The organism is Streptomyces sp. SLBN-8D4 (genome assembly GCF_049739545.1).
In the GTDB taxonomy this organism is placed as follows: domain Bacteria; phylum Actinomycetota; class Actinomycetes; order Streptomycetales; family Streptomycetaceae; genus Streptomyces; species Streptomyces canus_C.
Window position 1 is genome coordinate 9,899,605 of the sequence record NZ_JBMGQC010000001.1, and the last position, 13,506, is coordinate 9,913,110.

Consider the following 13,506-nt stretch of genomic DNA (forward strand, 5'->3'; position numbering starts at 1 on the left):
GACGCCCGAGCCGTGGGTACATCGGATGAATTTATAGACGCTAGTCGACTGTGACGTCCAGGGTTGAAGCAAGGATTAATCAACTACCCTGCTTAAACCCCTACATGAGCGAAACCCCGCCAGCCTGTCCGGCCCGACCGTGACCTGATCTTCCGCAAGAGCTCGGATCTATGTGCGACTGCAGGGGCGGTGGGGTCGTACTGCACGACCGGCACCGCCCCCGTAAGGCATGGGCTGCTACTTGATACGGATCTCGGCGAGCTGAAGGCGGTACCTGGTGCTCTCGTCAGAGGCGGGCTTGCCGAGCTTCGTGGCGGTGAGGCGCAGATAGCGGCCTGTTGCGGCAGTGAGGGTGTAGGTCTGAGCGCTTCCGCCCGGGTTCGGTTCGGCGGTGATGGTGCGGGCGGTGGTGTAGGTGCTCGACCCGTCGGGGCGGGTCTGGATCGTGAAGTCGACAGGGAAGCCCGGTGTGCCGCCCCCGGCAGCGGTGGCGTCCGTGCGGGGGTGGAGGGTGACGGAGCCGATGGTCCGGTCCGCGCCGAGGTCGATCTCGGTCCACACGGGCGTGGCGCTGACGTCGGCGGCGGGGAAGTCGATGCTGGTGAAGCCCCTGGCGCCGGTCACGCTGGTGAGGGTGCCGTCGAGGAGCCGGGTCTTGCCCCAGTCGCCGTTCTCCAGCGTGTAGTTGGCGGCGACGGTGGTCGCGGCGGTGGGGACGGTGAGTTCGGCGAGTTGGAGGCGGTACTTGGTGGTCTCGTCGACGGGAGGCGTGCCGAGCTTGGTGGCCTGCAGGCGTACGTACCGGGCGGTCGTGGTCTTGAAGCCGTACGTCTGCACGAGCCCGCCCGGGTTGGGTTCGGCGGTGATGGTGCGGGCGGTGGTGTAGGTGCTCGACCCGTCGGGGCGGGTCTGGATCGTGAAGTCGACGGGGAAGCCCGCCGTGCCGCCGCCGACCGCCGGGGTGTCGGTACGCGGGAAGAGCCGTACGGCGTCGAGGTCGGTATCGGCGCCGAGGTCGATCTCCACCCAGACGGGGTTGGCGCTGACGTCGGGGGAGGGGAAGTCGATGCTGGTGTAGCCCTTGGCGCCGCTCACGCTGGTGAGCTTGCCGTCGGTGAGCCGGTTCTTGCCCCAGTCGCTGTTCTCCAGGCTGCTGTTGCTGGTGACCGGTCGGCCTAGGGCGAGGTTGTCCAGGCGGCCGGCGCCGGTGACCGTGAACGTCCAGCTGCCCGGCTGGAGAGTGAAGTAGACGTACGAGGCGTCCTTGCTCGCGTAGCTGAGGCCGGAGACGCTGCCGGTTGCGGCGCCGCCCGTGAAGACGGTGGTTCCGTTGGCCTTGATGACCGGTGAGGAGCCGCCGTACGTCGGAACACCCACCCTCGCGGTCGTTGCGCTCGGGGAGGTGAGGGTCAGGGTGACCTGGGAGGCGTCGCGGATGATGCCGAAGCGGATGTCGCCCTTGACGGTCGGCGTGACCGTGTTGATCTTCGTGAGGGTGCCGGTCTGCGGGACGACGTCGTACGTGGTCCAGCCGGGCTTGGTGGGGCGCACGCCGGCCGCGTAAGCGGACATGACGTACAGGGGGCCGCCGTTCCAGGCATGATTGTCGGTTCCACCCGACTTGTCCCATATCTCCCACAGGGTGTAGCAGGTGGGGTCGGCGACCTGGGCGGCATAGCGGTTGCGCATCCGCTCCTCGGCGACGGTGGCCGCTCCCATCAGATAGAGCGCCTCAAGGACGTAGAACTCCATGTAGGGGCTGGCGTTGAGGTGGGTGCGCAGCACCTCGGTGATCGCCCGGTAGCGGGAGGTGGGCGCGAGGCCGGCGACGACAGCGAGGCCGTTGGCTCGGTCGTCGGTGTCCTTGGTGTAGCCGGGTGAGCGGTACTCGTTCTTGGAGGTGTCCCACAGCACGCGGTCGAAGTTGGCCTTGATGCTGTCGCGCTTGGCCTGCCATCCGGCGACGTCGCCGCTGTTGCCGCTGAGACCGGCGAGCGTGATGGCCGTGTCGAGGGCCAGGTAGTACCAGCAGTTGTCCAGGACGCGGGCGTCGATGTTGGTGCCCCAGTCCTCCCAGTCCCAGTCCCCGACACGGTGGCTGACCAGCCCGGCCGAGTCAAGGCTCCACAGGTTCAGGTAGGCCTTCACCGCGGGGTAGGTGCTGGAGACGGCGGCGGAGTTGCCCGTGTAGAGGTGGTACGTACCGAAGGCCCACACCGAGGCGAGCATCTGGACGGGCAGTTCGGCGGTCCAGATGGTGGACGGGACCGGCGCGTAGAGCACGCCGCTGGGCTTCTGCCAGGCGGCCAGCTGGGCGATGGCCTTGGCGCCCAGGGCATGGGAGCGGGTGTCGAAGGTGTAGAAGCCTTCTTTGAGCTGGTTGACCACGTCACCCCACCACTGGGCGCGCTCGCGGGTGGGGCAGTCCATGTAGTTGTCGCGCATGTTGACGTACATCGTGCGCGCCGCCTTGCCCCACAGGGTGTCGAAGAAGGCCTCGCTGCTGCTGAACGATCCGGCGAAGTCGGTGTCGTAGCCGGACTCCCGGTACTTCAGGTCCAGGATGGTGACGCCCGCGGGGATCGTGTACTTCACCGCCGTGCCGCTCATCCAGGCCAGCGCTTCGAACTCCTGGACTCCGCCCGCACAGACGTAGGTGGCGCGGATGTTGTTCTCCGCCCCGGGTGTGAGGCCGGTCAGGCCGTCGCCGTCCGCGTAGTGGTCGGTCTGCACGCCGATCACCGCGCCGGCCGGGGCGTCCACCTTCAGGTAGGGCGTGACCTGGAGGTTCGAGGGCAAGGTGGCCGTGATGGCGGTGGCGCCCTGTCCCGTGGCCGGCAGAGACGCCGCGTTGCCGTAGGACTTCAGGCCTGAGTACCGGAACTGCGGGACCGGCCGCTGGACGAGATCGTTCCAGGGTGCGGCGCCCGCGGCTCCGAAATCGGTGGGGGCACTCCACGCGCTGTCGTCGAAGCCGGCCGACTCCCAGGCGGTCATGGCGGTGGCGCTGCGGGCGTCGTAGTAGATGTTCGACTCGGGCAGGCGGAAGTTGACCTGGGTGCCGCTGGTGTTGTTGGAGTAGCCCGGGTGGACGGTGTGCTTCCAGCTGGTGTCGCTGACCAGCCGGGTGGTGGTGGAACCGGTGGTGATGTCGGACTGGAACAGCAGACCGCCGCTGCCGCTGCTGCTGTGCGAGAACCCCTGCTTGCCGAAATACCACACCAGCAGCGCCACCGTGTTGCTGCCGCTCCTCAGGTACGGGGCGAGGTCGATCTCGTCGTAGTAGGTGCCGGTCCGGTTGGGACCGCGCTTGAGCTGACCGTCGAAGACGACGAGCGTGCCGTTGACCCACAGCCAGTACTTGGAGTCAGCCGCGATCTGCGTCACGGCCTTCGACGGCGCGGAGCCCAGGGTGAACGATCTGCGGAACGCCACCCACTGGTTCGTCGAGCTGGACGGAGCCCAGATCCACTTTGCGGTCCAGGAGACGGCGGCCGACGCCGCAGGAGCGAGCCCCGGCAGAAGCGCCGAGCCGAGGGTGGGTGCGAGCGCCACGGCTATGGCCGAGCGCAGGACGGACCGACGCGATACAGAGGACATGCGGGCTCCTGCTGTGGATGTGCGGTGGGGGTGCGGAAGGGAGGCATCCCGACGACGGGGGAAGGGAGGCGTTCACGAGGACGCCGGATTTGAATCGTTTCATCAAGGTGTTTGCAGCGGGAATTCTTTGCCGCCGCGCGAGACAGTGTCAAGGCCCGTGCAGGGGTCGTCTTTTCAGGAGCCGAGCTGGACAAGCGGGACCGCCGTGCGACGGCACGACCTCCTCGATGATCGGCAAGTTCCCCAAGTCGGGAGCCCATGGGGGGGCACCTGCCTGCTCGATCTGTCTTCCGGTCGTCTTCGGCTACGTCGTCGACGTCAGGATCGGAGACGGTCGGACCGCAGGCCCGTCCGCCGAACTGCGTTGCGGTCGCCTGTTCGCAGTCGACAGCTGGGGTGAGTCCCTCGGCCTGTGAGCCAAGGGCGGCAGTGAGGGCGGTGAATCAGGCAGGGGCGATGTCGACAGCACGTCAATGCTTCTGATATCGGGTACGGTGTTGCTGTTATGGTGCCGGCTGAGGAGGTGGGACGTTCCGCGGGAGCAGCTGATCGAGGGCGAGCGGGCGCCGACGCTCTGTCGATGCGGCCGTCGGCCCAGCGTCCGGGCTCGGGCACGGCCGCGCTGTACCGGCACTTCGGCAAACCGGGCAGCACGCTGACGGCTCAAGTCGCGGACCGCGCTTCCGGCGCCGTGGAACTGAACGCCGACGAACTCCACGCGATGGCCTGGCAGCAGGCGCTGCGGCCGACCGCGCACGCGTTTGCGACCCTGGCCCGAAATGCCCGTTCCGATCGAGGACGAGTTCCCCTTCGGCGTCGGACTTCTTCTCAGCGGACTCGAGCGCCTGCGCGACGACGGCTGGCCCAACAGGCGATGTGCGCCTGCGGCCATCCACGGCTGCGGTGTCAGAAGCGGATTGCTCCTTCGGGCAGATCCTGTTCCGCGGTGAGTGGCAGTTCCAGAGAAGTGAGCATGTCCCGGTAGCGCTCCGCCAGCTGGGAAGGGAGCTTTCGGCTGAACACCACCAGCTCCCGGAAGTGGCCGGTCCCGATCCGCCGTGCATGGCGCGACCAGCGCAGCGGTACCGCGTTCTCCGGTGCCACCGCCACACCGATCCCCTCGACCGCGAACAGCAGCGCCGCCGACACCTGGCCGGTGCGCGCCACGGCGCGCGGAGTGAGACCGAGGTGGCCCGCCAGTCGGTCCACCACTTCGCTCATGCCCTGTTCCGGTTCGTAGCGCACCCAGTCGGCAGCGGCCAGTTCGGACGGGCTCGCCGATGTGCCCGGCGGGTGTTCGGCGGAGCCGATGACCACCATCTCCTCGTACCCGAGGGAATGGACGGGCCCCTCCCACAGGTGGGGTCGTGGGCCGACCGCGATGTCGCCCTGTCCGCCGCGCATGGCCTCTTCGAGGTCCCGGCGGTGTGAGTAGTCGTGCAGGCGCAGCACTGTCGAGGGGTACGTCGAGTGCCAGCGTGCTGCGGAGGGCGGCAGGATGCCCGAGGCGACGGACCTTACGGTCAGCACATGGACGTCGCCTTTACGCCCTTCGACCACCTCGCGTACCGAGTCCCGGGCGTCCTGGACGACACGAAGGACATCCTGCGCCCGCGGCAGGAAGACCCGGCCGGCGGGGGTCAGTGTCACCCCCTGCCGGCCTCGTTCCAGGAGAACCGCGCCCAGCTCCTTCTCCAGGGCTCCGATCTGCTGGGAGAGCGAGGGCTGCGTGACGTAGAGCCGCGCGGCCGCTCCGCTGAAGGAGCCCGCCTCCCACACCGCGAGGAAGTACTCCAGCTGACGTAGCTGCATCTGATCAAGCTACTGGAGCGGGCGTCGCGCGTCGCCCATGCAGCGTGCCGATACGGTCGGCGCACACCCGGTCCGCGCGGCCGCGCTGACCGAGGATCATGCTGTGACCACGACCCTGCCGTCCTTGCGGGCCAGTCGGGTCAGCAGGTAGTCGACCTCGCTGCGGGCACGCGCAGACAGCGCTGCTGCGGGCTTGCGCTGGGTGTCTGAAGCCAGGATTCCGCGCCGCTTCATCACATACTTGCGCACCGCCAGGCCGACGCCCGGTTGCTGTTCGTAGCGCAGCAGGGGCAGGTGGGCGTCGAAGACGTCATGGGCGGCGTCCCGGTCGCCGGCGGCGGTGTGGCGCACCACGTCGACGAGGAGTTCGGGCACGCAGTAGCCCGTCATGGCGCCGTCGGCTCCGCGCTCCGTCTCGAAGTCCAGGAAGAGGCCGCCGTTTCCGCACAGGATCGACAGGCGGGGCATCGCTCCCTCGGCTTGCAGCTGCCGTAGTGCGCTGATCTTTTCCAGTCCCGGCCAGTCCTCGTGCTTCAGCATCACGCATCCGGGCGCGACGCCGGCGATGCGGGCGATGACGGCGGGAGACATGACGACGGAGAAGGAGAGCGGGTAGCGGCCCCGGCCCGATAGGTCTGCTCGCGACGCAGGTCGCGCGTGAACTCGGGGCCAGGACCATTGCCCTGGTCGGCACCCGGGAAGCCAGGCTGGCCATCGGCAAGTCCTTCGGCGCGGACCTCGTCGTCAACTCCCGTGAGGAGGACGCCGTCGCCGCGGTCCGTGAGGCGACCGACGGGATCGGCGCCGACATCGTTCTGGAATGCTCCGGTGCCCCCAGCGCCGTGGACGACGCCCTCCGCATGGCCAAGCGATCCGGGAAGGTCGTCCTTGTCGGGTTCTTCGAGCAGCCGGTGCAGGCCGAGCTGAACCACGCCGTGATGAACGGCATCTCGATCCTGACGGTGCGCGGGGAAGGCGCCGGTTCGCTGGCCCGTGCGGTGAGCCTCGCGGCCCGCGGCCGCCTGCGCACCGCGGAACTGGTCACCCACCATTTCGGGTTGGCCGAGGTCTCCGAGGCATTCGACACGTACGCCGAGCGCCGGGGCAACGCCATCAAGGTCATGCTGGACATCTCCGAGGAGCCGGTGCCCGCCCATGCGTGGTGACGGATCAGGCTCGGTGCCCGACATCCCGGCTGCCGGGCGGGAGAAGGCGGCGACCGCCATGACGGAGGCTGCCACCGCCTGGCTGGGCAGTCTGAACGGCCGGCAACTTCCTCTCGCGGCCTACGACTCCCCGCTCCACCCGGATGCGGAGGCCGAGCGGCTGCGCTGGTTCTACACCCCCACGGAACACGGCGGGCTCGCCATCCGGGACCAGAGTGCCCGCCAGCAGAGTCTGGCCATGCAACTGGTGGCCACCGGCCTGTCCGTCGCGGGCTATGCCACGGTCACCACCGTGATGGGTCTGGAAAACGCGCTGGACCAGTTGGAGGGGTGGACCGTGCACTGGGGCCGGCAGCGGGGGAGGGACCCCGGCCTGTACTGGCTCAGGGTCTTCGGCCGCCCCGGCGACCGCATCTGGGCATGGCGACTGGGCGGCCACCACATCTCCCTGAACAACCTCGTCGTCGCCGGTCGGCTCATGTCCACGACCCCCTGCTTCATCGGCGCCGACCCGGCCACGACCGAGCTGCTCGGAGGCACCCTGCGTCCCCTCCAGGGCCCCGAGGACACTGCGCGCCAACTGGCCCGCAGCCTCGACGCGGGCCGGTTCGGGCGAGCTCTGCTCCATCCCTCCGCCGTGTCGGACATCGTGTCCGGCAACCGGCCGCGCGTCGAGCACGGTGACACGATGATGCACATGCAAGACCTGTGGCGCGGCCGGTTCGACGATCCTGACCTGGACCGGCTCGTCAACGACATCGACCGCCGGGCGGAGGCGGGCAGCGGATACACCGCCGACGACCACACGCGCATGGCCATCACGATTCCCCCCAGGGGCATCAGCGGGCGCGGCCTGAACAAAGAGCAGCGGCACCTGTTGCGCCGTCTCGTCGCCCTCTACACCGGACGGGCGCCCGAATTCCTGGCCGATGCCTACGACGCCCACTACGCCTCCGACACCGTCCTCGACGGGGTCCACTTCGGCTGGGCAGGCAGCACGGACGCGGGGGAGCCGCACTACTACAGGGTGCAGGATCCCCGCATCCTGATCGAGTACGACAACACACAACGCCATGCGAACCACGCTCATTCGGTGTGGCGCGACCTGACCTCCGACTTCGGACTGGACGTACTGGCGGAGCACCGGACAGACATCGCACACGAGTGAGCACGCACGGGGAAGCGCGGCAAGCCCTGGATCCGTGATTCACCAGGAGCGGCGTACTCGAAAGCGGGCGGCGGCGGACCCCGGGACGATTCCGCACGGCCCACGCCTCCCCGGTCGTCCGGTGCCTTGGAGGACGCCTGCCGCCGAAGCGGCGGCCGTGAGCGCCGCACGCGACGGGCCGGTCCACTTCCATCCGCCGGCCCCGGCTTCAGAGGAGCGCACAGATCGCGGGACCGTGGCCCGCCTATAGGCTTCTCGCTCGATCCTTGGCCGCTGTCAGCACGCGGTCTCGTTGTCAGGCACGGGCGGCCAGCCTGGCTTCGACACCGTCGAGAATCGACTGCAGTCCGAAGGACACATACGGGCCGGGGGCGGTCGCGAGGGCGGCACCGATCACGAACATGACGATGCTGTGGGCGGTTTGCTCGGCATCTCGCCCGGCGAGTCCGGACGTCTCACAGACCGCGATCAGATGTTCGTCATGGCGATCCCTGCACGGACCGTCGAGAGGCTGGAGGGTCATGGCGGTCAGGAGCCAGGGGTGACGCGAAAGCATCGAACGCAGGTCACATCGGCCATGGCCAGCAGCGCCGGACGCCATTCGAGGCCGTCAGGACGGGGGAGAGGCATCCGCCCCCAGACTGCGTCGGCGGCCAGCAGGAGCAGATCATGTCTGCTCCTGACGTGCCAGTAGAGTGCCGCGGCGGTGATGCCGAGGCGACTGCCGAGCCGTCGCATGCTCAGGTTGTCGATGCCGCCATCGTCCAGGAGGACGATGGCGGTCTGGACGATCTGTTCCTGCTGCAGCGCCTGGCGGGGCATGCCCACCGTGGTGGTACTGGGACTGCTCATGTCACGTTCTCCTGTGGGAGTGCGGCCGCGATGCGCGTCTCTGTGGCGAGTCGCCGTCGCGCCGACGAGGGACGGCGGGTCGTGCGCGGCGGCGTCTTTTTCGTACGTCGGGGCCGCTGCGTGTCAGGCGTGGCTGCGCACACTCCCGATGCCGTGCAGCAGCCGCTGCCCGGACTCGCGGAGCTGGTCCCTGAGTTCGTCGAGGCCGGGTGCGAGCAGGGCGTGATCACGTTTGCGCCAGATGCCGGCGACCAACACTGCTTCGATGTTGGCGATGTCGGCGTGCAGGACCGTGGCGACGGGGTCGTGCGCCGGCCACAGGTTGAATGCCCGGGCGTCGACAGCGACCAGGTCGGCTTGCATGCCGACCTCGATCCGGCCCACCCGGTCGGCCAGGCCCAGTGCCCTGGCCCCTTCGACCGTGGCCCAGGCCAGGGCCTGTTTGGCAGTGACCGAGGCCGTGTTGGCGTGCATGCCAGTCGTCTCCCGGTACCGGGCGTGGTCCAGGCTGCGCTGATGGGCCAGGGCGATCCGGGCTGCGGTGAGGACCTTGCCGGGTACGGCGGTGTCGATGTCCGTGCCCAGGGAGGGCGCCGCGCCCAGGCACAGCAGAGCCCCGGTGACGGGGGTGCCGTGCCCCTGGCCCAGCTCGTTCTCCGGGGTGGTCGTGAAGGTGACGCCCGCCTCGACGAGCATCTCGATCCAGGCGCCGGGCAGATCGGCTCCGTGCACGACGTTGGTCAGGGGGCTGAACAGCCCGGAGGCCCGCACGGCCTCCCAGCCGGGGGAGAGTTCTCCGCCGCTTTGGTGCATCGAGACGACGAGACCGCGGTCCGCACCGGCTCGGAAATCGGCCACCGCCGTCTCCGGCGAGGAATACTGCGGCCCCTGCAGAGCCATGCCCAGGGTCAGGAGCGCATGGTCGCGGACGGGTCCGTCCAGCAGCCGGTCGATCTCGGCGAGCGGGTGAGGAGTCTCCGGCGACCGGTAGGGCGTGCCATGCAGGAAGACGGCCCGGATCCCCGCCCGGACCAGTCCTTCCACGGCCGCGTCGGCATGCTCGGGGGAGAGGGCATTGTGACACCAGTCGCCCACGGTGGTCGTACCGCAGTTGATCTGGTTCAGCGCGCCCGCCAGGTTGCTGATGTGCATGTCGGCCGGGGTGTAGTGGCCGACGCACTCGCCGTGGAGGTGGGTGAGGTACTCCATCAGCGTCCAGTCGGCGCCTGCGGAGCGCAGCGCGGTCTGCCAGGTGTGCAGGTGGGCGTTGACCAGGCCGGGGATGACGATGCGGCCGGAGAGGTCGACGACTTCGGCGTCGGACGCCTCGATGTTCTCGCCGACGGCGGCGATGCGGTCGCCGTCGACGAGGATGTCGACGTGTTCTGCGTCGGGCCGGTCCGGCGCCATGGTGATGACCTGCGCTCCGCGCAGCAGGGTGCGGCTCATGCGGTGGCTCCCCGAGCGGGGGTGATGCGGCTCGGCTGAAACATGGTGCGGCTCCTTGGCTACGGCGTCATTGCGCGTGCGGCGGATTGTGTGGTGGCGAGGAAGTTCGAAGTGGCGATGTGCCCGATGTAGCCGTCGGGGCGGATCAGCAGCAAGGCGTCGCCGGTCAGTCCGTAGGCGCGCCGCAGGGTCTTCGCGGGGTCGCTGAAGCCGGGGCCGTCGGCGGCAGTTGGCCCCACGGCGAGTCGCTTGAGCCGGGCGCCCGCCGTCGGCCAGGCGATCCGTTCGAGGTCGCGGGCGGCGCGGGGGCCGTAGGCGAGAGCGGTGAAGTGCGGCCCGCGGAAGAGGTCGAAGAGGCGGATTCCGGCGCCGTCGGCGCCACGCAGTTCGGCGTCCGGGGCACGGTCGCCCATGCGCAGCGTCTCGGTGCGCACTCCGTCGGCCGGGGCGAGCGGGCCGCCGTAGTAAGTCAGGGCGAGTTGCTGCTCGTCCTTGCCTCGCTTCATGCTCGACGGGTCGAGCTTGGCGATCCCTCCCCACTTCGCCGTGGACAGGCCCAGGACCCCGGCGGCGATCGGCTGCCGCTCGGCCTCGTAGGTGTCCAGCAGCGCCGGGTCCGCTCCGGCGAGGACCTGGCCGAGCTTCCAGCCGAGGTTGTAGCCGTCCTGCATGCCGGTGTTCAGGCCCTGGGCGCCGGCCGGGGTGTGGACGTGCGCGGCGTCACCGGCGAGGAGGACGCGTCCTCGGCCGTAGCTCTCCGCCAGGCGGATGTTGGGCCGGAACACCGACGTCCAGTGGATGTCGTGCAGTTGGATGCGCCGGTCGCGGGTGTGGTCGTAGATCCGCCGGAGGATGTCGTCCTTCTCCGACGGCGGTTTTTCGTCCGGCGCGAGACGGATCATCCACTGGAACATGTCGCTGTGGGGGAGCGGGCAGGCACCGATGAGTCTGCCGCCCAGGCCGGGCCACATGTGCCAGCGGTCCCGGGCCAGACCGGTCACCGAGGCATCGACGATGAGCATCCGGTCGCTGTCGTGCGTCGTCCCGACGAAACCGACGCCGAGCTGCTTGCGCACCGCACTGGAACCACCGTCGGCGCCCACGACATAGCGGGCGACGATCTCCTCCGTACCGTCCGCGCTCGCCACCCTGGCGGCCACCATGTCCTCGTCCTGCGTCAGCTCGGTCAGCTCACGGCCGAACTCGACCTTGAGTCCGAGCTCGCTCAGCCGGGCGTGCAGTGCGCGGTCCGTGCGGAACTGGGGGATCAGCCAGGTGTTCGGGTAGGGAACGTCCGGGGTGGGCTCCCCGCGTGGGAACATCTTCCATGGCACGGCGAGGGGGCCCGCGTGGAGCCCGAGTTTGGGGTAGATGCTGCCGCCGGCCAGTACATCGTCAAGAGCACCAAGGTCTTCGAGGATTTCGAGGCTGCGGGGCTGGATGCCCTTGGCGCGGGAGCCGTCGAAGGCGTGGGGAGACCGGTCGACGATGCGTACGTCCAGTCCCCGGCGTACGAGGTCGATCGCGACGGCGGAGCCCGAGGGGCCCGCACCGACGACCAGGACGTCGATGACCTGGGGGCGGTTCATGAGTCGAGCCTTTCGGCGCGTGCGGCCACGAACGGGACGATCTGATCGGCGACGTCGCGGGGCCGTTCGAAGGGGGCCATGTGGCCGCATTCGGCAATGACGTGATGGCGCTGGGGCTTCAGCAAGTTACGCGCTGTCTCGAAGTGGGCCAGGGGCGTGACTTCGTCCCGGTCGCCCCACAGCAGCAGCGTCGGGATGCCCAGGGCCCCCGTCTGCCGGAAGAGGTCGTCCCGGCCGGCGACCGGCAGATGCTGGAGCGTGTCGAAGACCGCGTACAGCGAGCCCTCGAAGCGGAACGCGTCGAGGACCATCTCGGTCAGTTCCGCGCCGAGCTCGGGGTCGCGGACGTTGTGTCCGAGGTGTCCTTGGAGTATCTGGCGGCCTCGTCGCCGGGCGACGAGGCCGGCCGGCCAGTCGTTGCGCAGCAGCCGGTGGGGGGAGGTCAGCCGCGGTTTCGTGAGACCGGCGGGTCCGACGATGGTGAGGGTGGCGAGGGATGAGGGGTATTGGGCGGCGTAGGTCATGGCGACCAACGCGCCCATGGAGGTGCCGACGAGGTGCAGGGGCCGCTCCGTCAGACCGAGCCGCTGCGTCAGCTCGGCCAACTGTCGCGCGAACAGCGTCTCGTCGTAGCGCGACCGCACTCGGTCGGAGTAGCCGCGGCCGTACGCGCTGCAGGTCAAAGTGCGCAGCCCGCGGCCGTGCAGCTCGGTGGCGAGGCTGTCCCAGTAGAACAGCGGGATGGTCAGTCCGCCCGCCATGACGACGATGTCTCCGTCCTCGGGGCCCCTCAGTTCGTAGTGGGTGACGCCGTCGGACAGCTCGATGAAGCTGCCGGGCAGGGCTTGCCGTGCTTCGGCGGTGAGCCGGCGGTCCTCGCCCGATGCGACGAAGTACTTCATGGAACGGGACTCCTTGGCGTCAGTGCGTGGGGGTGCCGGCGGAAGAGCCGAGGAACTCGACGATCGCGTCCGCGACCCACTGGGGTTCCTCTTCCGGCAGCAGGTGCCCGCCGTGGGGATGCACCAGCTCCTTGGCGCCGGGGATGTCACGGGCGAAGTGCTGGCCGTCGACAGCCGCACTGCGCAACACGAGTGTCGGCACCGTGATGCGTGAAATCCGTGCAGAGCGGTCGGGCTGGTCGGTGTTGCAGAAGTCGACGAAAGCCGAGCGGTTCCCAGGTCGGCTCATGAGTTCGTGGGCCCGGTCGATCATGGCCTTGTCCACGACGGTCGAACGTGGACCGACGGCCGAGCGCAGATTGCGCTCGATGGCGCCACGCGGCATCACTCGCCGCAACACAGGTCGCAGCAACGGATTGCGGGTCAGGCGCATGCCCGCAGGCATCTCCTTCTCCGGGTACCCGGTGGCATTGACCAGCACCAGGCCGGTCAGCCGCTCGGGGTGGTCCAGCGCGAGGTTCCAGGCGATGTTGCCGCCCAGCGAATTGCCGGCCACCGCGTAGCGGGGAACCTCCAGCGCCTCCAGCAGACCCGCCACCGTCGATGTGTAGGTCGGGATGCGGTAGTCGCGATCCTTGCGGGGGCCGGTCAGGCCGAACCCGGGCAGGTCCGGACGGATCACGTCGAACGACTCCGACAGCGGTCCCGCCGCACGGTCGAAGTGCTGGAGCGAGGACGCGCTGCCGTGCAGTAGTACCAGAGCCGGGCCTCGCCCGGTGCGTTTGTAGTGGATCTGCAGGCCGTCCACCATGGCGAAGCGGGAATCAGGCTGCGGCTCAGACCAGGAACTCATAATGGATACAGTGTTACCGATAAAGAGTTCTGTCAAGTGGAAGGCCGGTGCGCGGTGCGGCCGGGGGCACAGCGGCCCAGTGGGGCACAGCGGCCCCGTGGAGCACAGCGGCCCC

The 13,506-nt window shown here is 69.1% G+C and carries 11 protein-coding genes; 2 read left to right on the forward strand and 9 right to left on the reverse strand.

Annotated elements, in window-relative coordinates; all coding sequences use genetic code 11:
• Positions 1 to 237: 237 nt before the first annotated feature.
• The 3 genes from RKD20_RS44965 to RKD20_RS44975 all read right to left on the reverse strand — a co-directional run bounded on the left by RKD20_RS44965 (position 238) and on the right by RKD20_RS44975 (position 6,003).
• Positions 238 to 3,600, reverse strand: a complete 3,363-nt coding sequence (locus RKD20_RS44965; protein ID WP_424882801.1) for a discoidin domain-containing protein — start codon at positions 3,598 to 3,600, stop codon at positions 238 to 240.
• 906 nt (positions 3,601 to 4,506) lie between these two features.
• On the reverse strand, positions 4,507 to 5,412 hold the full coding sequence (locus RKD20_RS44970; RefSeq protein ID WP_424882802.1) for a LysR family transcriptional regulator: 906 nt from the start codon (positions 5,410 to 5,412) through the stop codon (positions 4,507 to 4,509).
• 96 nt (positions 5,413 to 5,508) lie between these two features.
• Complete coding sequence (locus tag RKD20_RS44975; protein ID WP_424882803.1) at positions 5,509 to 6,003, reverse strand: dihydrodipicolinate synthase family protein; 495 nt, start codon at positions 6,001 to 6,003, stop codon at positions 5,509 to 5,511.
• 38 nt (positions 6,004 to 6,041) lie between these two features.
• Here RKD20_RS44975 and RKD20_RS44980 point away from each other — a divergent pair, with 38 nt between their 5' ends.
• Entirely contained in the window at positions 6,042 to 6,578 is a 537-nt protein-coding gene (locus RKD20_RS44980; RefSeq protein WP_424883479.1) for a zinc-dependent alcohol dehydrogenase, read from the forward strand.
• On the forward strand, positions 6,568 to 7,746 hold the full coding sequence (locus tag RKD20_RS44985; RefSeq protein WP_424882804.1) for a DUF3500 domain-containing protein: 1,179 nt from the start codon (positions 6,568 to 6,570) through the stop codon (positions 7,744 to 7,746). Before RKD20_RS44980 ends, RKD20_RS44985 begins: the two co-directional genes overlap by 11 nt.
• Before the next feature lie 295 nt (positions 7,747 to 8,041).
• On the opposite strand, the gene RKD20_RS44990 is transcribed toward RKD20_RS44985, so the two are convergent.
• The 6 genes from RKD20_RS44990 to RKD20_RS45015 form a co-directional block, all read right to left on the reverse strand.
• On the reverse strand, positions 8,042 to 8,269 hold the full coding sequence (locus RKD20_RS44990; RefSeq protein WP_424882805.1) for a hypothetical protein: 228 nt from the start codon (positions 8,267 to 8,269) through the stop codon (positions 8,042 to 8,044).
• A 5-nt stretch (positions 8,270 to 8,274) separates the two neighbouring features.
• Positions 8,275 to 8,598, reverse strand: coding sequence for a TetR family transcriptional regulator (locus RKD20_RS44995; protein ID WP_424882806.1), 324 nt, complete (start codon positions 8,596 to 8,598; stop codon positions 8,275 to 8,277).
• 123 nt (positions 8,599 to 8,721) lie between these two features.
• Positions 8,722 to 10,047 carry an amidohydrolase family protein gene (locus RKD20_RS45000; RefSeq protein WP_424882807.1) on the reverse strand — a complete coding sequence of 442 codons (1,326 nt, stop codon included), beginning with the start codon at positions 10,045 to 10,047 and terminating at the stop codon, positions 8,722 to 8,724.
• A gap of 59 nt (positions 10,048 to 10,106) precedes the next feature.
• Positions 10,107 to 11,636 (reverse strand): FAD-dependent oxidoreductase, encoded by a 1,530-nt coding sequence (locus RKD20_RS45005; protein WP_424882808.1) that lies wholly within the window; start codon positions 11,634 to 11,636, stop codon positions 10,107 to 10,109.
• Positions 11,633 to 12,538, reverse strand: coding sequence for an alpha/beta fold hydrolase (locus RKD20_RS45010; RefSeq protein ID WP_424882809.1), 906 nt, complete (start codon positions 12,536 to 12,538; stop codon positions 11,633 to 11,635). Before RKD20_RS45010 ends, RKD20_RS45005 begins: the two co-directional genes overlap by 4 nt.
• 19 nt (positions 12,539 to 12,557) lie before the next feature.
• Complete coding sequence (locus tag RKD20_RS45015; RefSeq protein WP_424882810.1) at positions 12,558 to 13,391, reverse strand: alpha/beta fold hydrolase; 834 nt, start codon at positions 13,389 to 13,391, stop codon at positions 12,558 to 12,560.
• Positions 13,392 to 13,506: the final 115 nt, after the last annotated feature.